The organism is Citrobacter sp. CK191 (genome assembly GCF_030333435.1).
GTDB classification, from domain to species: Bacteria; Pseudomonadota; Gammaproteobacteria; order Enterobacterales; family Enterobacteriaceae; genus Citrobacter_B; species Citrobacter_B koseri.
This window is the reverse complement of record NZ_JAOWFX010000023.1, coordinates 71,224-92,612: the sequence shown is the minus strand read 5'-3', so window position 1 is coordinate 92,612 and position 21,389 is coordinate 71,224. Positions and strand designations below refer to the sequence as shown.

27 protein-coding genes and 1 pseudogene are annotated in these 21,389 nt (G+C 53.9%); 4 read left to right on the top strand and 24 right to left on the bottom strand.

Annotation, left to right across the window (positions count from 1 at the left end):
- The 17 genes and pseudogenes from OGV82_RS06160 to OGV82_RS06080 all read right to left on the bottom strand — a co-directional run bounded on the left by OGV82_RS06160 (nucleotide 1) and on the right by OGV82_RS06080 (nucleotide 9,714).
- Nucleotides 1-1,413 (bottom strand): phage tail protein, encoded by a 1,413-nt coding sequence (locus OGV82_RS06160; RefSeq protein ID WP_286462632.1) that lies wholly within the window; start codon nucleotides 1,411-1,413, stop codon nucleotides 1-3.
- The gene (locus OGV82_RS06155; RefSeq protein ID WP_286462631.1) at nucleotides 1,410-2,015 is read right to left on the bottom strand and encodes a phage tail protein I; all 606 of its coding nucleotides are present in this window, start codon (nucleotides 2,013-2,015) and stop codon (nucleotides 1,410-1,412) included. Before OGV82_RS06155 ends, OGV82_RS06160 begins: the two co-directional genes overlap by 4 nt.
- Complete coding sequence (locus OGV82_RS06150; protein WP_286462630.1) at nucleotides 2,008-2,916, bottom strand: baseplate assembly protein; 909 nt, start codon at nucleotides 2,914-2,916, stop codon at nucleotides 2,008-2,010. The genes OGV82_RS06155 and OGV82_RS06150 overlap by 8 nt, the downstream gene beginning before the upstream one ends.
- On the bottom strand, nucleotides 2,903-3,262 hold the full coding sequence (locus OGV82_RS06145; RefSeq protein ID WP_286462629.1) for a GPW/gp25 family protein: 360 nt from the start codon (nucleotides 3,260-3,262) through the stop codon (nucleotides 2,903-2,905). The genes OGV82_RS06150 and OGV82_RS06145 overlap by 14 nt, the downstream gene beginning before the upstream one ends.
- Nucleotides 3,259-3,837: a phage baseplate assembly protein V gene (locus OGV82_RS06140; RefSeq protein WP_286462628.1), complete on the bottom strand. Its 579-nt coding sequence runs from the start codon at nucleotides 3,835-3,837 to the stop codon at nucleotides 3,259-3,261. The genes OGV82_RS06145 and OGV82_RS06140 overlap by 4 nt, the downstream gene beginning before the upstream one ends.
- A gap of 68 nt (nucleotides 3,838-3,905) precedes the next feature.
- Nucleotides 3,906-4,352, bottom strand: coding sequence for a phage virion morphogenesis protein (locus OGV82_RS06135; RefSeq protein ID WP_286462627.1), 447 nt, complete (start codon nucleotides 4,350-4,352; stop codon nucleotides 3,906-3,908).
- A complete protein-coding gene (locus OGV82_RS06130; RefSeq protein WP_103786887.1) occupies nucleotides 4,345-4,776 on the bottom strand; it encodes a phage tail protein in 432 nt (143 codons plus the stop codon). The genes OGV82_RS06135 and OGV82_RS06130 overlap by 8 nt, the downstream gene beginning before the upstream one ends.
- Nucleotides 4,739-4,987: an Rz1-like lysis system protein LysC gene (gene lysC, locus OGV82_RS06125; protein WP_223229656.1), complete on the bottom strand. Its 249-nt coding sequence runs from the start codon at nucleotides 4,985-4,987 to the stop codon at nucleotides 4,739-4,741. Before lysC ends, OGV82_RS06130 begins: the two co-directional genes overlap by 38 nt.
- Nucleotides 4,872-5,300, bottom strand: a complete 429-nt coding sequence (gene lysB, locus OGV82_RS06120; RefSeq protein WP_073511644.1) for an Rz-like lysis system protein LysB — start codon at nucleotides 5,298-5,300, stop codon at nucleotides 4,872-4,874. The genes lysC and lysB overlap by 116 nt, the downstream gene beginning before the upstream one ends.
- A complete protein-coding gene (locus OGV82_RS06115) occupies nucleotides 5,297-5,674 on the bottom strand; it encodes a DNZ54_00345 family protein (protein WP_286462626.1) in 378 nt (125 codons plus the stop codon). Before OGV82_RS06115 ends, lysB begins: the two co-directional genes overlap by 4 nt.
- Before the next feature lie 4 nt (nucleotides 5,675-5,678).
- Nucleotides 5,679-6,188: a lysozyme gene (locus OGV82_RS06110; protein WP_001069919.1), complete on the bottom strand. Its 510-nt coding sequence runs from the start codon at nucleotides 6,186-6,188 to the stop codon at nucleotides 5,679-5,681.
- Entirely contained in the window at nucleotides 6,169-6,384 is a 216-nt protein-coding gene (locus OGV82_RS06105; protein ID WP_000171565.1) for an HP1 family phage holin, read from the bottom strand. Before OGV82_RS06105 ends, OGV82_RS06110 begins: the two co-directional genes overlap by 20 nt.
- A gap of 3 nt (nucleotides 6,385-6,387) precedes the next feature.
- Entirely contained in the window at nucleotides 6,388-6,591 is a 204-nt protein-coding gene (locus tag OGV82_RS06100) for a tail protein X (RefSeq protein ID WP_000868184.1), read from the bottom strand.
- Nucleotides 6,591-7,055, bottom strand: coding sequence for a head completion/stabilization protein (locus OGV82_RS06095; RefSeq protein WP_286462625.1), 465 nt, complete (start codon nucleotides 7,053-7,055; stop codon nucleotides 6,591-6,593). Before OGV82_RS06095 ends, OGV82_RS06100 begins: the two co-directional genes overlap by 1 nt.
- A 93-nt stretch (nucleotides 7,056-7,148) precedes the next feature.
- Nucleotides 7,149-7,799 (bottom strand): phage terminase small subunit, encoded by a 651-nt coding sequence (gpM, locus tag OGV82_RS06090; protein WP_286462624.1) that lies wholly within the window; start codon nucleotides 7,797-7,799, stop codon nucleotides 7,149-7,151.
- Between the two features lie 3 nt (nucleotides 7,800-7,802).
- Nucleotides 7,803-8,864, bottom strand: a pseudogene (locus OGV82_RS06085) (phage major capsid protein, P2 family).
- Between the two features lie 16 nt (nucleotides 8,865-8,880).
- Nucleotides 8,881-9,714 (bottom strand): GPO family capsid scaffolding protein, encoded by an 834-nt coding sequence (locus tag OGV82_RS06080; protein ID WP_286462623.1) that lies wholly within the window; start codon nucleotides 9,712-9,714, stop codon nucleotides 8,881-8,883.
- A 142-nt stretch (nucleotides 9,715-9,856) separates the two neighbouring features.
- Here OGV82_RS06080 and OGV82_RS06075 point away from each other — a divergent pair, with 142 nt between their 5' ends.
- From OGV82_RS06075 to OGV82_RS06060, 4 genes are all read left to right on the top strand, one after another.
- Complete coding sequence (locus OGV82_RS06075; protein WP_063812752.1) at nucleotides 9,857-11,623, top strand: terminase ATPase subunit family protein; 1,767 nt, start codon at nucleotides 9,857-9,859, stop codon at nucleotides 11,621-11,623.
- Between the two features lie 23 nt (nucleotides 11,624-11,646).
- Nucleotides 11,647-12,348, top strand: coding sequence for a terminase large subunit domain-containing protein (locus tag OGV82_RS06070; RefSeq protein ID WP_286462622.1), 702 nt, complete (start codon nucleotides 11,647-11,649; stop codon nucleotides 12,346-12,348).
- The gene (locus tag OGV82_RS06065; protein WP_063144843.1) at nucleotides 12,345-13,400 is read left to right on the top strand and encodes a phage portal protein; all 1,056 of its coding nucleotides are present in this window, start codon (nucleotides 12,345-12,347) and stop codon (nucleotides 13,398-13,400) included. The genes OGV82_RS06070 and OGV82_RS06065 overlap by 4 nt, the downstream gene beginning before the upstream one ends.
- Nucleotides 13,401-13,817: 417 nt before the next feature.
- The gene (locus OGV82_RS06060) at nucleotides 13,818-15,776 is read left to right on the top strand and encodes a BbrUII/HgiDII family restriction enzyme (protein ID WP_286462621.1); all 1,959 of its coding nucleotides are present in this window, start codon (nucleotides 13,818-13,820) and stop codon (nucleotides 15,774-15,776) included.
- Nucleotides 15,777-15,797: 21 nt separating this feature from the next.
- On the opposite strand, the gene OGV82_RS06055 is transcribed toward OGV82_RS06060, so the two are convergent.
- From OGV82_RS06055 to OGV82_RS06025, 7 genes are all read right to left on the bottom strand, one after another.
- Entirely contained in the window at nucleotides 15,798-16,841 is a 1,044-nt protein-coding gene (locus tag OGV82_RS06055) for a DNA cytosine methyltransferase (protein ID WP_286462642.1), read from the bottom strand.
- 216 nt (nucleotides 16,842-17,057) lie between these two features.
- Complete coding sequence (locus tag OGV82_RS06050; RefSeq protein WP_286462620.1) at nucleotides 17,058-17,294, bottom strand: DinI-like family protein; 237 nt, start codon at nucleotides 17,292-17,294, stop codon at nucleotides 17,058-17,060.
- A gap of 11 nt (nucleotides 17,295-17,305) precedes the next feature.
- Nucleotides 17,306-17,494, bottom strand: a complete 189-nt coding sequence (locus tag OGV82_RS06045; protein WP_001154444.1) for a hypothetical protein — start codon at nucleotides 17,492-17,494, stop codon at nucleotides 17,306-17,308.
- Between the two features lie 157 nt (nucleotides 17,495-17,651).
- Nucleotides 17,652-20,063 carry a replication endonuclease gene (locus OGV82_RS06040; RefSeq protein ID WP_286462619.1) on the bottom strand — a complete coding sequence of 804 codons (2,412 nt, stop codon included), beginning with the start codon at nucleotides 20,061-20,063 and terminating at the stop codon, nucleotides 17,652-17,654.
- Complete coding sequence (locus tag OGV82_RS06035; protein WP_286462618.1) at nucleotides 20,054-20,911, bottom strand: DNA adenine methylase; 858 nt, start codon at nucleotides 20,909-20,911, stop codon at nucleotides 20,054-20,056. Before OGV82_RS06035 ends, OGV82_RS06040 begins: the two co-directional genes overlap by 10 nt.
- Complete coding sequence (locus OGV82_RS06030) at nucleotides 20,908-21,135, bottom strand: TraR/DksA family transcriptional regulator (protein ID WP_013098805.1); 228 nt, start codon at nucleotides 21,133-21,135, stop codon at nucleotides 20,908-20,910. Before OGV82_RS06030 ends, OGV82_RS06035 begins: the two co-directional genes overlap by 4 nt.
- A complete protein-coding gene (locus OGV82_RS06025) occupies nucleotides 21,135-21,368 on the bottom strand; it encodes a DUF2732 family protein (protein WP_045415245.1) in 234 nt (77 codons plus the stop codon). The genes OGV82_RS06030 and OGV82_RS06025 overlap by 1 nt, the downstream gene beginning before the upstream one ends.
- Between the last annotated feature and the right edge of the window lie 21 nt (nucleotides 21,369-21,389).

The following is a 21,389-nucleotide window of genomic DNA, read 5'->3' as shown; positions in this document are numbered from 1 at the left end:
TTAGAATCCTACCGCGAGATAATTTGCAGCTTCACCGGCTGTAAACGCCGATGCCCAGGGTTTTGACGCCAGCGCCGCAAAACCGGTTGTGGTGGCGGATGTGATCTCTCTTGACCACACGCATACAGAACCAATGCCGGATGCTTCCCCGGTTGTTTCTGTCAGGCCTACATAAAAAGGGGGTCGCGTAAATGAAACAGGAAACGTAGCAGTAGCTTTTCCGTCACTACCTGTTGTGCTCGTAGTTCCCCATTGAATGATAAGAACCTTTTTTTCTCCGCCAATAATCAGGGGAAGTGTGGCGTATCCATTTGTGGCGATCAGCCCATTGCCAACACCCGCTTTGGCTAAATCTCCCAAACCAAGGTATTCGAGAAGAGCCGCGACAGATTTTCCTGATAATGCAGTAAGTGTGTTATCCAATGGTTGCTTACCTGCCAGCGCGTTTGTCATGGTCGTAGCAAAGTTAGGATCATTGCCCAGCGCATCCGCCAGCTCATTCAGCGTGTCCAGTGCGGCAGGGGATGATGCGACCAGCGCCGCGATGGCTGATTTAACAAATGCCGTGGTGGCAACCTGCGTATTGTTGACTGTCTGCGCAGCGGTGGGTGCCGTCGGCGTTCCGGTCAGGGCCGGGCTTGCCAGTGGGGCTTTCAGCGCCAGCGCGTTATTAATGGTGGTGCTGAAATTGGGATCATTGTTGATTGCGGCTGCAATTTCTTTCAGCGTGTCCAGTGTGGCTGGGGCACCGTTAATCAGGGCAACCAGTGCAGACTGCACAAAGGCAGTGGTGGCAAGCTGGGTGCTATTGTTACCTGCCGCCGCCGTCGGTGCTTTCGGCGTGCCGGTGAATGTCGGACTGGCCTTTGTGGCATATTGCGCATGAGGATCGGCTGCAGCAATATGCTCCGCCATCAGGTCATCCACATACACCTTTAGCTCCAGCACCTTGTCATCCACGTATTTGCGGGTTGCCAGCACCACTGCCGGGTCAATTTTCAGGGTGATATTATCGGTACTGCTGGTAATCAGCACCATGCGCACGGTCTGCGTGCGCCCGCTCCCCTCCGCCAGCTGCGGCTTGTAGCTCTCCGGGCAGTTGCCCACGGCAATCAGCGCGCCGGTATCATCGAACAGACCGACCTCACGAATCCACCAACCGCCCTCGGTTTCTGGGATCACCTGTTCAGCAATAATCTGGCTGCTGTTCTGCGGATCGATATACAGCATATTCAATGCCGCACGGCGCTTTTCAGCAACCAGCGCTGTCTGCTGTGCGCTTGGAGTCGGCAGTACGCCTCCGCCGTCGCCCACCGCCATCTGGGTAATTTTCAGCGGGACACCGAGCGCGGCGGCGCTTGCCAGTTTCGCCGCGCCGATATCCGTCAGCAGGGTATAAAATTTTGCGCTCATGGATTCACTCTCATTGTGTCAATAACATGGACCGCTCCGCCCTCATAAGCAGTGCCGCCGGAAATAATGGTTTCGTTGATATACGGGTAAATCGTGATTTCTTCGCCGGTGTAGGTGGCAGCGCCCACAAAATAGGGGCCGCTGGTCTGCAGGTTGATGGACATGCCAATCAGATGACGGCTGCACGGCTTGGCGTCACCAATCAGGCGCTCCAGTTCCAGATAGGTTTCTTCCGTGATGCCCTGATCCTGCACGCCAATGTCCAGGCGAAACGTCCCCGGCATCTCACCGGTCTGCCACCATTCAATAATGCGGATCAGGAAGCCGAACGGCTCCACAACCCGCCGCACGGCGCTCGTCGTCCCCTTGTGCTGATGGATATAGAAAGCATCCTGCACCACGCGGCGCTTGACGCTCTCCGTCCAGCTTTCGTCCCAGCGGTCAACGGAAAACGCCCACGCCAGATATGGCAGAAAGCTGACCGGACACGTTGCCGGGTTCCACAAGTCGCGTAGCGGCACCTGCAGATCGGAAATCCCGCTGCAGGTCTGCGCCAGTCGGCGCTCAAGCGGCGATGAACCGGGCGGCAACAGGCTATTCATCCGTGCCCCCGTTGGTCACGCTCCATTCCGTACAGGACGCCGCCTGCGTTTTATCCAGCACAACATCAGCCAGCGGAGACGCCAGCTCCACACGCTGGACGCCCTCAACGTGCAGCGCGGCATAAATGGCGCTTCGGCGAATATCACGGCCCAGCCGCGTCTGACTGGCGATGTATCTCTGCAGGCTGGCTTTTGCTGCTGCCATCACCGGCTCAGCTTCCGGCCCCGGATAAAGAAAGATCGTCGCATCCACGCTGTACGGGATTATTTCGGCACTGCGCACCGTCAGGCGGTCTGCCACCGGACGCACGTTCTCGCTGTTAAGCGCCTGCTCCACCACCGCCAGCAGATCAGCCTCTGCCGTACCGTCACCCTCACGGCTTAGTACGGTAAGCACCACCTCCGCCGGTGCCGGGCTGGTTGCGCTGGCATCTGCCACGCGCCCGTCCGCGCTTCTGGCGTGAAATTCATAGGCTCCCGTCGGGCCAGCAACCGACAGCCCCTCAAACGCAGCAGGGATGCGCTGGCGCAGCGCCTCATCATCTTCCATCACTGCGGCGACCGGCGGTACTGCATCATTATCAGCAGGCACTACCGTCAGGCGTTTCACGTTGCAGTTGGCTGCCAGTTGCTCAAGATCATTTCCCATCGAATAGGCCACCATCACCGCCTGCGCAGCCTCGTTAATACGCTGGCGTAGCAGGATTTCGCGGTAGGTGCTTTCCTGCAGCAGCTTGGTGACGGGTTCAGATTCCAGCGCCAGCGTGCGCCGTACCGCGTCCTGCTCATCCGCCGGATAAAGGGCCACAAAAGCGGCCTTGCGTTCAGCCAGCAGCGTCTCAAAATCCGGCACGTCCACTATCTGCGGCGCGGGGAGCTGGGAAAGGTCAATCACTGCCATTGTCTGCTCCTGTAGATACCGAAAGGGAAACCGGCGCGCTGTTGTTGCGCTGCCCGGTAAGCTCAACCACCATGGAGCCGTCAAAATTGCTGCTGATGGTGATGGAATCCAGCGTAAGCCGTGGCTCCCAGCGACTCAGTGCCACATAGACCGCAGACATGACCTGCAGGCGTAGCGCCGGGTTCTGCGGCTGGTCAATCAGGGCTGAAAGCAGGGAGCCGTACTCCCGGCGGGCAATCCGGCTGCCCTGCGGCGTCAGCAGAATATCCCGCACTGACTGGCGCAGATGGTCCGTATCAGTAATGGCCTTACCGTTGCCCTGGCTCATGCCGATATACAGCGTCATACCGGGCCTCCTGACGTATCGCCGCCGGACTCCACGCCGGTGTGACCGTGTTTATCCACCACGATCCCGTTGGAACTCATCGCGCCGCCGCCCTGGGTGACGCCGCCATTGATCACCACCTCGCTGTTAATGCGCGTGGTATCAGCCTCCACCACAAACTCACCGGTTTTGAGGGTGATATTGTCCGCCGCCTCGATCACCATGGATTTGATACCCCGGACATGCCACCGCCCGGTGGCGGGTTCATACTCAAACCAGCCCCCGTCCGGGTACTCCGTCACGCAACCGTCCACGGAATCCGAGGGCGGCGCAAACTGATTGGAGTAGATGGCGGGCAGCACAAAAGCGGTTTCCAGATTGCCGCCCATGCTCAGCAGCACCACCTGCTCATCCGGCGACGGACACCACCATGTACGGGCACTACCGGCACGCAGCGTCAGCCAGTTAATCCAGTTGGTTTCAAGCTCACCCACTCTCACCCGGCACAGCCAGTTTTCCCGGTCCACTTCGGTCACGGTGCCGGTGCGGATCAGGTTGGTGATAAGGCGCATGATTTCGGTCAGTTGTGCATTCATAACGAAAGGTTGCCATCAGAGGGAAAAGGGAGGCAGCACGGGCGCTTGTGCCAGCGGTGGCACAAAGATCACCCCGCCAGCCAGCGCAGCAGGGTGTCACGGGTGATGGTTTCCACCTCATCATTCACGCCCAGCAGGCGGCGCTCTGCGTATCGGACTTCCGGGCCTTTGCGGCTGACGCGATCCCGCAGGCCGTAATGGTGAACACGGGCAATGCGCTGCACCTTGCCATCAAACTGCACGCTGGCGGAGTCCGCACTGGCGGCGGTTTTCAGGTATTTTGTGGTGCGAAGTTTTGCAAACATCTGGCGTTTGATGCGCCCCTTCTTGCTGCGGGCTGTCACCCGTCGCGGCTCATAGCCGCTACCGTCAGGATTACGCTGCAGCCTGATGTTCTGCTGCTGCGTCCGGCGCAGCTGTTGCGCCAGTTGCCGCATCATACGGCTGCGAGCTGCAGGCTCCAGATTCGCCAGTAGCACCGTCAGCCAGTCGTCCACCCTCTGCAGCTCATCCACGTTTCACCGTCCACATTTCTTCGGGTTCGTCCGGCTCCGGCACCGCTTCAACGCTCGACACGCTGCCGTCAGTGCTGACCAGCACACGCTCAGTCAGTTGCAGGTTCATGCTGATATCGCACACATCGTTGCGCAGAATATCCACTTCAAAGGTGAACAGTTTTTCACGCAGATCCGGGTTATTGATGGCATCCGGCTGGTTGTCACTTAGCCACAGCAGCACAGGAGCCATCAGCAGATTCTGGTCGCCGCTGAAATCCTCGATCACCACGTTCAGGGTGTAGCGGTACTCCCATGACATAGAGCTGGCACCGGTTGCCACCAGTGATCCGTTATCAACGAAAAGGTGCAGCTTGTCCGGGTTATCGCGGACATAGGCAACCGCTTTATTCAGGGCGCTGCGTAAGGACTGCGGTTTGTTCACTGTCTCGCTCCTGACACGCAATAATCGTGTCCACTTTGTCAGCACAGACCGCCCAGGCGGCCTCGGTTTCATCCAGCACCGCATTCAGATCGCCGTTACTGCGCGGCGCTGACCTTTCCAGGCGGCACTGCGTCACTCTGGGACAGCCACTCACGGTAAGCTGCACCTCCGGCGAGGGCCGGGCGGTCCCGCAACCTGATAATGTCAGCAGGCAAAGGAGTGTCAGCCCAGCGGCGTAAATCCTCGTTTTCACGTTTTAGCTCCTCGATCCGGCGCTGGCGACTTCGCAACAGTGCGGTGGTCTGCTCCGCTGCCGCATAAAGCCGCGTCTGCTCCCGGCTGTTGGTTTCGGTCAGAATGGACAGGCCGATCAGCTGGCTGTTTTTCTTCGTCAGCTCCTGCGTTTTGCTTTTCAGCGCCGCACCCTGCGTCTCGATGGTGTGGCTGGCATTGTTAAGCCGCCATGACTGCCAGCCCAGCGCCGCCAGCGCCAGCGCCAGCACTACCGCCAGCGCACGCATCAGGCTGCCATCGGCTCATGAAGCTGCGCGCGGGCAATCTGATACAAAACCAGCGTCAGCAGGTAAAACACCAGGGTGATCACCCATCCCGAAAACGCCAGGCACAGAACAATAAGCAGCCTGATTACCCATGTGCGCACGGGTTTTACGGGGTGCGCCCTGAATTTCAGCAATGCCGCCCTGACCTCATCGCGTGCCCGATCTCCGGCGAACCACCCGACAGCGCACAGCGCAGCAAGCAGCCAGGCGAGGAAGCATGACACCCAGACAGACGCACCAACCAGAACCGGCGCACCGCTGCGCGGATACAGCAGACTGATAACCAACAGCGCAGCCCATGCCATCTGGGAAAAAACGCTCATGACTTTCTTTTTCATTCCGTTATGCTCCTTTTAAGCACCAGGCCATTTCCCGCGCGCGGCGGTTGTCCAGCCCCTGATTAAACACACCTTTGACATATACCCAGCGCGGCAGTTGATGACAGGCATCCGCCCAGCGCCGCTGGTTCAGCAACTTAACCAGCGTGGAGCTGCAGGCGTTGCCGGTGCCCACGTTGAAAGCAAACGACACCACCGCGTCATAGACCTTTTGCGGCATCGGCTGCACCACACATTTATCCAGTGCCCGCTCCACGCGCAGCACGTTGGTGATAAGTCCCTGCGCCGCCTGCCGCTCCGTGATAGTTTTCCCCGGCACCACACCGGACGTATTGCCGATCCCGTCAGTCCATACGCCCGCACTGCACTGATAAGGCTGCAGGCGGCATCCCTCGTAATCGGCAATCAGTTTCAGCCCCTCGACGGAGGTATGAAGCGACTGGAAACCGGGCAGCGTGGCGGCGATAGCCAGCACCGCCCCGACAAGGCAGCGCTTAACGATTGAAGGATTCATATTCCCCCCGCGAAATTTTGCCGCCACGTAACAATTTGAAAGACTGGTGTTTGTAGTACCAGTTGATAGCCAGCATCAGCACACCAATCAGTACGCCGCCAACCGTTGACGCATCCTTGAGCGACAGATCGCCCAGCCATGCCAGCAGCACGGCGATGCAGTAAGTGATAAAGGCGCTGATTCGTTCAAGCGTCATAATTCAGTCCCATAGCTGGACGGTCTGCGCCGTGGTTGACGCCGTAATGTCCGGCAGCTCCACCTGCAGCCCGTGCGGTAAAAATGGGCCGTACTCAGCCAGCCCCGGATTCGCCTGCAGAACCTGCTCAGTGACACCCTGCGTGCGCCCGTAATGACGCCAGCAAAGCGCATCCACCGTGTCATACTGATGCGCACGCACTTTCATCAGATAAGCTCCACCGTACAGTGCGGTGCATCCTGCACCCGGCTGATGGCCCAGCGGGCATCACGCCACAGATCGCCGCTGGCTTCCGCCAGCTCCTCCCCTCGCTTCACGCCTGACGCCGTGGCGTCATAGTCCTGATAACGCTCATTGAGCACGGCGCGCGCCCAGCAAAAAACGGCGTTGTGGTAGTGCCGGATACGCTCGCTTTTGCCGTCCAGCATTTCTGCAGGAACGTCTGCAAGTGTCCGCCAGCCCAGCATCTGCTGACGGTTGCGGAAGTCGTACAGCTCAGCGTTAACCTCAGAAATAGCCGTCAGCACGACCTGCTTTAAACGCGGCTGCGTCACCGTGCCGTCAGTGCGCATCACACTGCGAAATTCCGACAGGTCCACATCAGGCCAGAACGGCGTATTTTTGATGACCTCCGCCTGTTCCGGTGCCTGTTCGGGCGCAACAAACTTCATGCGGCTTTCTCCTGAAATAGTGGGCGGTGGACGGGGTTTTGATGTGGCAGTGCCTTTCGCTACCCCGTGCCGCCCGTGCGCGGGGCACGTTCTTTAGCAGCTGTCCTTGCGCAGTCTGCGCTCCAACTGCTGCTTATCTTTTTTCACACCACAGCGGGGATCGAGCTGCAGCGCATGGGTAAGGTGATTCAGGGCAGATGCCGGGTTGCTTTCGCTCAGTACAGCGCCGATGGCTTTATGCAGACGCGCCCGCGACTGGTCCGGCATATCCAGATCGGTTGTCAGGTCCAGCGTCTGCAAAAGCAGATCTGCATCAAAACCGGCAGCGGCTAACAGAGCGCTTTGCGCCGCGTCTGCCATTTCTTCTGCCAGCACGGTCTGCACGTTACGGTTGCCCAGCGGCATAACCCAGCCATGGCGCAGCGCATAACGCCCGATTTCCAGCGCACCGGCATAATCACCGGCATCGATACGCCACAGCATCACGTACATCAGCACGTCATCCTGCTGCGCACCTCCGGCAGCCAGCACGCCCTCCACCCAGGCGGAATATTTCGGCAGCAGCTCCACCTTGATTTCCGCCTTTTTCACTGTGGACTGGACGCCCTTGAGGCGGCGACGGTCTTCTGCCAGCTGCAGCAACATCAGGTCATAGCCCGACGCATGGCGAACACTGCCGCCCTCACGGGCGGCCTGTTCGGCCTGAATGCGCAGGCGGTGCTGCCGTGCGGGACTCAGGCTCATGCGTTATTCCCCACCTTCCGGTACGGCAGGCGCGCTGAAATCACCGATCTCGATGTTCTCTACCAGCGCTGCGCAGCGGTAGTCCTCGACCACATACGCCTCGTTGACGGACTCAAAGTTTTCAATCCGGTCACGTTTCGGGTTGTCGATAACAGAACGGCGGCGGGTATCTTCCTGCCAGTAGATGGACAGGTTATCCAGACGGGTGATCAGCAGGGCATTTGCCGGGAAGTAAGGCGCACGCACGGCCTGCAGGCCGCCCATGCGTTTCTGGCTGATGATCAGATCGGCGGCAATTTTCTCGCTGTTGTCCTGCTCTTTGTTGACCAGCGGGAAATACTTGTCAGACAGCAGTTCACGTCCGCAGACGACAACCAGATCGTCATCATCCTGATAAACCGCGTCGATCAGCTCGTTGACGGCATCCATCACCACGGCGTCCAGGTTGGCATAGTCGCCGCCCTTGCCCACTTTGACCGCGCCTGCAGTCGTTGCACCGTCTTTTGTGGTGCTGCCCATGACGTGATCCGGCGCGTCTTCGCGGATTTTCTGTAGCCAGCCTTTATTGACGTCCTGCAGCAGCGGGTTTTCAGCACGGTTGGAGGTTTTGGCACGCTTCACGCCGTTAAAGCCGATCATGATGCGGTCCAGCGCCTGACGCTTGACGATGGCGTTGCGGATACGCACCTGGAAGTCCTAGAACTTCGCCCACAGGTCCAGTTTTGCGTAGGTCAGCACCGTGTCAAAGTTGGTCTGTTCGCATTTGTATTCCACGTCTTCCATCAGCGTCGGATCGGTAGGCTCGCGCTCTTTGGTGGTGGTATCGGTGGTTCCGGCAATGGTGCTGCCAACGCCCAGCCCCAGCAACTGCCCGGACTGCTCAGTGACCGGCGTGATGTTAATCAGCGTCAGGAAAGCGGCGGACTGCTGGATCTGGTCTTCCAGCGTCTGCTGCACGGACGGCTCCACGGTGAACTTGCTGGAGAGTTCTTCAATCTCCACACCGTTCAGGCGCGCCAGCTGCTGCAGGTAAGCGTTAAAGGCAAAGCGGGTTTTCTTTTTCATCGGGTTTTATGCTCCATCAGCAATTGGTCAGGGTGCCTGCCGGTGCGTCACCGCCCGGTGCGCGCTGGCGGTAGTCTTTACGGCAGTCTTCGCTGCTCAGCTTTTGCTCAAGTTCGGCAAAGGCGGCCTGCTGCTCCTGCAGGGAGGACTCCAGCTCAGAAAGGCGCTTGTCCTGTTCGGTCAGGGATTTATCCGTGCGCTCGCTCAGGTTCTGCTGCTCAGTGGCGACCAGTTCCACGGCTTTATGCACGTCGGAGAAACGCGCCTCATCGGTCTGCTCTTTTTTGGTGAACAGCGCGGTGACGCGGGCAAAGAGGGACGGCTTTTCGTTCTGGACTTCTTCCAATTCGATCAGCGTTTCAACCGCTTCCGAAAACAGGTTTTCAGGGTTCAGCTTACGGTTCGCCAGCGGGTTATGCGCGGCGCTGGCGCTGAATGCCAGCATTTCGGTGCCAAGGCTCGCCGGATCGTCCGTCGCACCCAGCCCCACAAGGTAGGCTTTGCCGGTGTCGGCAAACTTCGTGCTGACCTCCATGGAGGTGAAAAGCTTCTGGCCTTTCTTTACCAGTTCCACCAGGGCGTCCGTGGGTTCGATATCGGCATAAAGCGCCATCTTGCCCGCCAGCGGCCCGTCCTTGATTTCTTCTGCAACCAGCCCCGTCACCCTGCCGTAGCGGTTAAAGGTGCTGTCCGGCAGATAAGACTTGATGTGCTCAAGGTTAATCAGCGCGGTATAGACCGTCGGGTTGTAGCTGGCAGCCATCTGTACCAGCCATTCACGCTGGATTTCGCGCCCGTCAGTGGTGGCACCTTCCACCCCGATACGGAAACGCTTTGCTTTCACTGTCATGAGCCGTGCTCCGTTAGAAAAAACTTACTGGAGCCTTATGTTTGCGGTGATGGGGGGAGCGAAACAACGCGCGGCACTTGTACGGTAAACCACACAAACCGCAGCCGGGGAAAGCCGCCTGTCAAGGCCGTATGTTTGTGCCATGAACACCACACTGACCCCCGCAGACCTCGATCCCCGTCGGCAGGCCATGCTGCTGTACTTTCAGGGATACCGCGTAGCCCGCATTGCTGAAATGCTGGGTGAGAAAGTTGCAACCGTTCACAGCTGGAAGAAGCGCGACAAATGGGGCGACTATGGGCCGCTGGATCAGATGCAGCTCACCACCGCCGCACGTTACTGCCAGCTCATCATGAAGGAGCAGAAAGAAGGGAAAGACTTCAAGGAAATTGACCTGCTGGCGCGTCAGTCTGAGCGCCACGCCCGGATCGGTAAATTTAACGATGGCGGCAACGAAGCAGACTTAAACCCGAACGTTGCCAACCGTAACAAAGGGCCACGCCGCCAGCCCGAAAAGAATGTTTTCACTGATGAACAGACCGAAAAACTGGAAGAAATTTTCCGCAACGGCATGTTTGAATATCAGCGCCACTGGTGGCAGGCGGGCGTAAAACACCGCATTCGCAACCTGCTTAAATCACGCCAGATCGGGGCAACATACTTTTTTGCCCGCGAAGCGCTGATTGACGCCATCACCACCGGGCGCAACCAGATTTTCCTCTCAGCCAGTAAGGCGCAGGCGCACGTCTTTAAGCAGTACATCATCGACTTTGCAAAAGAGGTGGATGTTGAGCTGAAAGGCGACCCGATGACCCTCAGCAACGGTGCGTGCCTGTACTTCCTCGGCACCAACGCCCGCACGGCGCAGAGCTACCACGGCAACCTGTACCTTGATGAGTATTTCTGGATACCGAAATTCCAGGAGCTGCGCAAGGTTGCCTCCGGCATGGCCATTCACAAGAAATGGCGACAAACCTACTTCTCCACGCCGTCCAGCCTGACCCACAGCGCCTATCCGTTCTGGTCCGGCGCGCTGTTCAACAGGGGCCGTGCCAAAGCGGACAAAGTGGACATTGACCTGACCCACAGCAACCTTGCGCGCGGCGTGCTCTGCCCGGACGGACAGTATCGCCAGATCGTCACCGTGGAGGATGCGGTGCGCGGCGGCTGTAATCTGTTCGACCTCGACCAGCTGCGCATGGAGTACAGCCCGGACGAATACCAGAACCTGCTGATGTGCGAATTTATTGACGATCTGGCGTCAGTATTCCCTCTCAGCGAGCTGCAGGCGTGCATGGTGGACAGCTGGGAAGTGTGGGCAGATTTTCAGGCGCTGGCGCTGCGCCCGTTTGGCTGGCGCGAAGTCTGGATCGGATACGACCCGGCGAAAGGCACGCAGAACGGTGACAGCGCCGGGTGCGTGGTGGTGGCACCGCCAACCGTACCGGGCGGCAAGTTCCGCATTCTTGAGCGGCACCAGTGGCGCGGGATGGACTTCCGCGCCCAGGCTGACGCTATCAAAAAGCTGACGCAGCAGTACAACGTGACCTATATCGGTATCGACTCTACCGGCGTCGGTCACGGTGTCTACGAGAACGTGAAAGCGTTCTTTCCTGCCGTGCGGGAGTTTGTCTACAACCCCAACGTCAAAAACGCCCTTGTGCTCAAGGCATACGACATTATCAGCCACCGCCGTCTGGAGTTTGACGCAGGACACACCGACATTGCGCAGTCCTTTATGGCTATCCGCCGCGCCACTACCGCCAGCGGAAACCGTCCCACTTACGAAGCCAGCCGCAGCGAAGAAGCCAGCCACGCCGATTTGGCCTGGGCAACGATGCACGCACTGTTTAACGAACCGCTGCAGGGCGAAGCCGCCAATACCAGCAACATTGTGGAGATTTTCTGATGCACTCAACCCCAACTAACCTCATGACCACCGCCAGCCTGCCTGTAGATCGCCCTTTCTTTGCTTACCAGCATGAATGGAACAGCGGCGCACGCAGCAGAAACCGTGTGCTTACAAAAATGCGTCAGGCTGGCGCAGATTTCTTTTTCGCCTACGAAGCCCTGAACGATGCACTGCATACCGGACGCAACCAGATTTTTCTGGGCTGCACCCCGGCATCCGCCCTGACCGTCAAAACCTATATGTCAGCCTTTATAGATCAGGCCGTAGCCTGGACACACCCAGGAAAAATAAAATCAGGCAAAACGCATCTGGAACTACCAAACGGTGCGGTCATTTATTTTATCGGGCCGGAAAGCCTCGCCGCCGCGCTCCATGGAAACGTCTACGTGTCAGAGTATGCCTGGGCGGACTCCCCGAAAAATATGATTGCGCTCGCTAAAGGCCTGTCCATGCACGCGCGCTATCACGCTACCTACTACACCACCCCAAGCCCCAGCACGGAAGCATGGCGGGAATACAAGAAGCTGATTTCCCGCAACAGCACAACCAGCATGACCTTTACCGCTGATGACGCTGCAGCATCCGGGGCAACGCTCGCAACCGGAGCCGCGCTCTTTGATGATGAATGGCTGAATGACATGAAAAAAGAATTATCAGCAGAGGACTGGAAAATGCTGTTTATGTGCGAATGGCCCCAGGCTGACAAGGAGCAGGCGGCATGAGCAAACGTAAAAACAAGAATAACCGCTCAGCGGTAGATCACAACGCACAATCAGGCGGCGCTGCGGCGGAGGCGTTCAGCTTTGGCGACCCGGTGCCGGTGTTAGACCGACGCGAATTGCTGGACTACGTGGAATGCGTGCAGATGGACCGCTGGTATGAGCCGCCGGTGAGCTTTGACGGACTGGCGCGGACCTACCGCGCCGCCGTGCATCACAGCTCACCGATTGCCGTTAAGCGTGACATTCTCAGCAGTACCTACATCCCGCACCGCCTGCTCAGCCAGCAGGCTTTTGCCCGTTTCGTCCAGGACTATCTGGTGTTCGGTAACGCCTATCTGGAAAAACGCACCAACCGGCTCGGCGGCGTTCTCTCACTTGAGCCAGCGCTGGCGAAGTACACACGGCGAGGCGTGGACCTCGACACCTACTGGTTTGTGCAGTATGGCCTGACCACGCAGCCCTATGAATTTACGCAGGGCAACATCTTTCATCTGCTGGAGCCGGATATTAACCAGGAGATTTACGGGCTGCCCGGCTATCTTTCTGCCATTCCGTCAACCCTGCTCAACGAGTCCGCAACGCTGTTCCGCCGGAAGTATTATATCAACGGCAGCCACGCGGGTTTCATCATGTACATGACCGACGCAGCACAGAATCAGGAGGACGTGAACAATATACGCCAGGCAATGAAAAGCGCCAAAGGGCCGGGCAACTTCCGCAACCTGTTTATGTATTCGCCCAACGGTAAAAAGGACGGCATCCAGATCATCCCGTTATCAGAGGTTGCGGCGAAAGACGAGTTTCTGAACATCAAGAACGTGAGCCGCGATGATATGATGGCAGCGCACCGCGTACCGCCGCAGATGATGGGCATTATTCCCAACAATACCGGCGGCTTTGGTGATGTGGAAAAGGCCAGCCGCGTCTTTGTCCGCAACGAGCTGATGCCGCTGCAGAAGCGACTGCAGGAGCTTAACGACTGGCTGGGCGAAGAAGTGATCCGCTTTGAGCCGTACACGCTGGGACTGACAGAAGACAAGCGCAACGACTGACCCACCGCACCACGACAACAAGACCGCCCCTCACAGCGCCCCAGCAGCATTCTGCGGGGCGCTTCTTTTTTGCTGCCGCTCCCTCACCCTCACCGATTGAAGCCGCCAGCGTGCCGGAGATTGCGCCGGATTTTCACCATTTCACCCCGTTGCGCGCGCTCGTATCCCCGCCACGCCTGCCCGCTTTACGCAGTGGTTTTCATGCACCTTCACGATATAAGCAAAAGCCCGCCAGTTCTGGCGGGCCTGAGCAAAAACGATCCTCAAACGATCATGCGGATTCATGCAGCATAGATATGCATTGCACAATGCAACATCTACGTTTGACATTTAGTCAAAATCAATGTTTAGTTTCGGGGTATTTTGTTCACATGAGTACGCTCAAGCTCTACCTACAAGCTTCAGCAAGGAAAGGATATGTCCGATTTCGAAATTAAAATAGACCTGAATGTATTGAATCATTTAGGTATGAGTCTTTACTCTAATACGCCAGCTGTTTTAACTGAAATAATCTCAAACGCTTGGGATGCGGATGCTAAAAATGTAGACATCACACTAGATGTTGAAAATGAAAAGGTAATTATTAAAGATGATGGCCATGGAATGTCAAAAGATGACATCATTAATAAATTCCTAAAAGTTGGATATGCCAGAAGAGAAAGTGGAAGGTATAAAAGTGATGGATTACAACGGCAAGTAATGGGTAGAAAAGGCATTGGTAAGTTAGCAATGTTTTCATTAGCTAACAAAATCCAAGTATTTTCTCACAAAAAAGGCCAAACGCCTCAAGGATTTGAGGTTGACGTTGATGAATTGCAGCGCTGTATAAAAAGCAGTAAGCAATATGTTGCTAATGCTATTAATGTTCCAACAGATTTTAGTATAGGAACGACAATAGTTCTTATGGATTTAAAAAAATCCATTGACAGAACTCAGACCTATCTAAGAAAAAGACTTGCCAGACGGTTTAGCATAATTGGTCCTGGTCATGATTTTATAGTTAAAATCAATGACACTGAAATAACTACTGAAGATAGAGACTTCCTTTCAGATCTTGAATTCCTATGGGAGTTTGGTAGTTCAGATCCCGTAAGAGTTAAAACTTGCAAAAACCTTTCTAAAAAAAGCCTTCTAGATAACAAACTATCTTTTGAAGGTGTAGATTATTTCATTACTGGTTATATAGGTAGCGTTGAGAAACCATCTCAACTTAAAAAGGACCCTGAAATATCTAACAACACGATAACTGTAATATCCAATGGTCGTGTATTTGAAGAAGATATATTACTTGAATTTGGAAGCGCAAAAGTTTTTACAAATTATTTAGTAGGAGAACTTGTCGCAGATTTTTTAGATGAAAATGAAAAACCTGACATGGCAACTTCTTCCCGGCAGAAATTACAACAGAATGATCCTCGCTATCCTGTAATTAAGGGTTTCTTAGAACGGACATTACAAAAAATAGATAAAGAATGGGATGAATGGCGAAGATCAAAAGGACTTAGCGAGGTTAAAAAAACTTCACCTGCTGTAAGTGAATGGCTTGACTCCATGTCAAAACATGAAAGAAACAGCGCCGAAAAATTACTCGGTAAAATCAACACATTTAGATTTTCTGGAGATGAGGAAAGCCAGAAGATTGCGAAAAAAACCGTATTAAAAAATACAGTTCTTGCTTTTGAAAGATTAAGAATTAAAGATAATCTTGATGCTTTAGATAAAATTAGCGATTTAAACTCAGAACATTTTAGGGAGGTCTTTGCTTCTGTAAATGATATTGAAGCAAGCCTTTTTTATGAAATAACATCACAGCGTTTGAAAGTTATTGAGAAATTTCAAAAAATCACAGATGACAATGAGTTAGAGAAAGCTGTCCAAAAATATCTTTATGACCACCTGTGGCTGTTAGACCCATCATGGGAAAGGGTTACTGGCTCCACAGTTATGGAGCAAACCCTAACTAAGGAATTGAAAGAAGTTAATCCCGACGCTGAAAGTGGTGCAAGAATTGATATAGCCTTCAAAACCGTTTCAGGTAAACACGTCATAATTGAAATGAAAAGACCAAAAGTATATCCCGATATTTTGGCATTAGTGGGTCAAGGAAGGAAATATGTTGTTGCCACAGAGCAGTGGTTTAGAAACAACCCAAATAGCTGCCCTGGCGGAAAAATACCACCGATAGATGTAGTTTTTCTTGTAGGTAAAGGTTATGACGGAAATGGAGATAATTATATTCGCTCACAGCTACAATCTATAAATGCGAAGGTATTAACATATAGCGACCTTATAATACAATCCAAACAAGCATACTCTGAGTATCAGAGTAAGAAAGATGATGCCGCACGCATCATGAAAATTGTCGATGGTATCTAAAAAAAGGGCGATTCGCCCTTTTTATTTTCTTTTAAGGTGTTCAATAATACTTTGTCCAACAACTTCACCGAGCCTCACCGGCACAGCATTCCCAATAAGTCTGGCAACATTCCTGAGCTCAACTTTGACTTCAGCGGGCCAAAATTCATACGTTAGAGGAAAAGATTGAAGTAAAGCTGCCTCTCTTAGACTAATAGCTCTATTTTGCTCTGGATGACCAAACCGACCATTACCAAAACCTATACACTGTGTTGTAATTGTCGAGCCAAGTTTATCCCAGCTCATTCTTCCATAAACTGCAGTATAAGAAGAGCCTGATTCTTTGGTATGGCAAGACGCCCGTAAGAACTCAGGCCAATCTTTCCATGTTCCCCCTGGCTTAGAATGTTTTATTCGCTCCATATTTAATGGTGATAAAGATGCAGCATAATGAAGTCTGTCTTTTTCATCACTCGATCCAGCATCAATTGGAGGCAATCCTCCAATAACGCTACGTACAGTGTTATAGTTATTTTTATCATGTGTCGGTGGGATTAGCTTTATTTCACCAAACCTGGACGCTAATAACACTAATCTAGATCGACTTTGGGCCATTCCATAATCAGGACAAAATACGGTATCATACCAAACGGAATACCCCTCAGATTTCAAAGTCTTTACAAAATCTTTAAAAACCTTGTGGTTAATAACTCTTGGAACATTCTCCATAGTGACTATATCTGGTGCACTTGATTGGATTTGCTTAGCAAAGCTATATAATAGAGGCCATCGATGGTCTTTTGTTTTTTTTACTGATTTATCAGTATTTGTATAACTAGAAAAGGGCTGGCATGGAGCGCACCCAGCTAAAACTTTAATTGATGCATCCTTAAAATGCTTACTTATCTCCCCTTCATCAAGTTCAGTGACGCTTTTTTGCACAAATAAAGCATTGTTATTTTTTTCATAAGCATACCGACAAGTAGCATCAATATCATAACCTGCAACCACATTCAATCCGGCTCGTTGCAAACCATGAGTTAAGCCGCCTGCTCCGCAAAAAAGATCAACAACTTTAATCAAAATAAGTCCTCCCTCTATACTTGAAGGATTGTAGCATCATTTTAACTCGACTTCGATGATGATTTTACCCTACAAAATTTTCACAAACAAAAGTAAAAAACACATAACAATCAAAATATTAGATAAAATAAAAATCTATAATACCAGTTCTAGCATCCATAAAAGTGCGGCTAATGCCGCACCCTCGGATAAATGACTTATCGCTTGGCTAAATTCTGTTCACCAATCCAGCCAGCTGTCGTCCTCCCAGACCTGCTGCATAATTTCCATCACTCGCTTTTTGTCTTCATCCAGATTTAAGCCGCTCAGCTCAACACCACTGGCGCCCCCCTTGCGAATACGGATAGCTGTTTTGGGATACAGAGGGCGCAAATTTCGGTAAGGCTCGGTTTCAAGGGCGTCCAGCGTGGACTGGCTAATCTTCTGCTCTTTATCGATCATTATATCAATGCGCATACAGATTCCCCTTAGCTGGTTACGTCCATTGACCGGCTGTATTCATGGCTGCGAATTTTCGCCATCAGCTCATCGGTCAGTTCAGACACCCACTGGATAGCCAGCCGCTTTTCTTCATCGCTGCACTCACTGGCAGCTACAAGCTTGATAAAAAAATCAATGCGCTGGAGTTTCAAAGACTCCAAAAGATAGTCCTGCATCTTCCCTCCTCTCACTGCTACGGATACATAATACTGTATATATATCCACTGTTTATAATTACAGTATAGTAGGAAAAGGAAAATGTAAAACTGTTTTTGGTCAGTCAATTAGATGGATCTGATGCTGATCAATAAAGCACAAATTGTTTACCCCGCATCAGCCGTACCATTGCCGCCATTTATCATCTTCCCGCAGGCGATGGTTGCGGTAAAAAATACGCAGCCCGGCACCTGACGGGATACTGCCGCCGCGCAAAAGTAGATCGATCTCAGATTCACTGCCATCGAACCCTCTGGAATTCAGTTCTGCCTCAAGCTGCAGGCGCTGCTGATCCGAAATAGTCTGTTTATAAGCTTTTTTCCGCTTCGGTTTTACCAGTCTTAGCCTGGCTGTCAGCTCCCGCCGTTCCTTCTGGCCCATGTTGTGGAGATATTCCTGCAGCTCCTTCTCATTCATGGTTTTAATATCGGGTAAATCACCCCCTGATTTGTTCAGATTTTCAACAGGGGGACAGTTATTGCCACGAGTCCAAGGGGCGCAAGCGCCCTGGTCGGCTGCCGCCTCCTGAACGTCAACGGCCTTACGAACCTTTTTCCACTTCACCGCGTGCGTGCAAATCTTGCCCTCCGCAATCGGGGACCAGATGCCATAGATGCGGATACCGTGATCGCCGTAGGCGCTCGGCTCGTCGTTAAGCTCATATGCCGTGCGGACAAGGTGATGTTTGCGGGGAACCAGCACACCGCCCTGCTTCATGATGTAGGTGGCAAAGCAGCCCGCATCAGCCGCCGCCAGCACCGCATCCAGACGCGGATTATCCAGTACCGGCTCACCCGCTTTGCGTTCGCCCTGCACTCTCGCCGCCTGACCAGCCAGCAAGCGCAGCTCGCGGTATGCCTGACGCCCCGGAATGCCAAAGAAGCGAAATTGCTGGACACGGTGCAGTGACGCCCAGGCGCTGACATGCTCGGCGCTGTCACGCAGTGATCTGCCTGTTTCTTTGCTAATTTCTTTAGCCAGCCCGCGCCCGTCGATGTTCTTGCTGATGTATTTGGCGATATAGCTGGTCGGCGTACCCTTGCGCGGGTTGATAAGCTCGGACTTGAAGCGCGGCCCGGTGTTGGTGCCCAGCTCCTCGCGGTCTTCACGGATGGCAAACTTACGCAGCAGCGCGGTGATGGAACGGCGGTCTTTTTTGCGCATGAAGCACAGAAGATGCCAGTGCACGGTGCCGTCATGGTGCGGCTCTGCAACGCGGACGCCATACCAGCGCAGCCCGGCCTTGTGCATTGCCTTGCGGAAAGCGGCGAACGTATCAACCAAGTAGTCACTGCTCTGCCGGACAGTGGCACTGGTCCACTTCGGATTAGGTCTGCCGTTGTTGAGGGTTGCGTGGAAGCGTGACGGGCAGGTGATGGTATAAAACACTGCGCAGTCTCCGCGCATTTCCGCGATCAGCTCCAGTCCCTTAACACAGGCCATCATTTCATTACGGCGGTGTGCCGGGTTGCTGTTGCTGGCGTTCACCACGTCTTCCATGTCCAGCGTGTCGCCGTCTTCGTTGACCAGCTCATGCGAGCGGAAGAACTCCAGCGATTTGCGGCGCTGCTCGCGTTTGTGGATCACGGCTTCATAGCTGACATACGGGGACGCTTTTTTGTTGACCAGGCAGACGGCGCGCAGATGTTCCTCCCGCCACTCGCAGCGCATCTGCCACAGTTTGCGATACCACCAGTCCGCGCACAGCATACGCGCCAGCGATGGTGGGATCAGTTCATAAGGCACCGGCTTGCGGCGGCGCTTTTTGCGGCGTAACCGTTCAAACGCTGGCGGGATGACCTCAAGGCGCATGGCTTCTGCAGCAACCCTTTCCCATGCCTGGCGGATTTCTTCTGGTTTAACATCGTCACTGACAAACAGATCACCGCAGGCCGCATCAAGACACATGCTCATATGTGCTGCAACCAGCGTAGAAAGGCGCTTGACCTGATCCTGATTCATTTCAGGCAGTACCAGCAGCCCCTCCAGCCCGTCATGGCTCGCCATGAACCGGAAAGAGGCAGACACCTGACTGTCGCGCACGCGCTCCAGCCGCTCAAGACACGGCCTGATGGTTTCGCGCAGGTAGCGAGAATAAGCCTTTGCCCTGCCCAGGCTATGGAAATATTTAATCCGTTCCAGCAAAGGCTTGCTGATGTGGGGCGGCATGGCGTTAACGTCAGCCAGAATGACCAGATCAGGATTAAAACGCTGCTGCTCGCGCGCCATTTTGGCACGACTAATCAGCCGGTCCTGCTCCATTTCGCGCTGGACAGGATCACGGGATTCATTGAAGAAATAGCGTTCCCAGACCTCATCGCTCAGCGCCTCACGGCGCAGCTGCTCCTGCTCGTTATCCGCAGCGTAAAGAGCGATCAGGTTTGAAAGCGCAGACTCCGGCGCGACTTCCGCCGGGTCCAGATATGGGTTAACCGCTTTTTTGGGGTTATTCCATGAAAAGGCCACGGCGGCCTCATTCGAGCCGCCGGTGGTTGGTGCATTATGTAATGTGAATTTACTCACTGCCACGCCCGCACCTCAGTTTCCACCGAGATATCTGGACCGGACGCCAAATCGACACCAAACCAGCCTGCTGATTTTGTGGCGATAATTTCCGCAGCAGATTTACCGTCACCGGCAGCAACGCCCATGCTGCGCTTTGCGGTGATGCGGTTACGGGTGAAATTACGATATAAGGAACGTGTCAGAGAGGTGTCGCTGTTGGACACGATAACCGGATAACCTTCTGATGCCCGGCGTTCAAGAATAGACGCCAGATGATACTGATCGTCCTCTGTAAAACCGGCAGTGTGATAACCGCTAAATGTGCCATCGTATGGCGGATCACAATAAACAACATCACCAGCCTGCAGCAGCGCCAGTGTTTCCTCAAAGCTGGCACAAATAAACATTGCACGTTTAGCTTTCACGGCAAAAGTGCGTATTTCATTTTCAGGAAAGTACGGTTTTTTATAATGTCCGTATGGATTGTTATATTCACCCTTCTGGTTATAACGGCAAAGACCACGATAGCCATGGCGATTTAAATACAGAAAATATGCCGCCTTTTCTACCTCATTAGAAATGGAGTAATTGAAATGCTGGCGGACACGGTAATACTTAACATCCGAATTAAAATCTTTAAATAACTCCCTCGCTATTTGAATGACAGCCTCATGGTCTTTCTGAATCATCAGATAAAGATTAATCAAATCAGGATTAATATCTGCGACAAGATAATGAGGATAGTCTGTCGCCATCATTACAGCGCATGAACCCGCGAAAGGTTCAACCAGTCGCGGGCCAGCAGGAAGGTGCTTAATCAGTTCCGGCATGATGGCGGTTTTATTTCCCGCCCATTTCAGGATAGTGCTCATACAGCACCCCCGTTGTAGTGTTTGCCTTTCAGCTCTGCAATTTCCTGACAAGTGACGCAGCACTGCACGCCCGGAATGGCGCGGCGGCGAGCTGGCGGGATCGGCGCATCACAATCAATGCAGAGAACACGGGAAACGCCCGGTGCCTTATTGCGGGCGGTGTGGATGTGGCGCTGGCGTTCTTCTTCAACGCGCTGCTGTACGAGGTCCATTGAATCAGCCATCAGTGGATCTCCTGCGCTTCGTTCTGAATCTTCACAGCTTCCTGACGCAGCAGCTCAGCCGCTTCCGTGTGGTTAAGCTGACGTGACACGATACGGGCAGCTAAAGAATCCAGACGCGCAGCCATCACATCTGCGCGTCCCCGGCGTTCTTCTTTGCGTGCCTCAGTCAGCAGCAGGTTGAGTCCAGCATCATCTGGTCCTGTTTTAATGGTACGGGTTTCAATATTTCGCATCGTTGTTTCTCCTGAATTTGG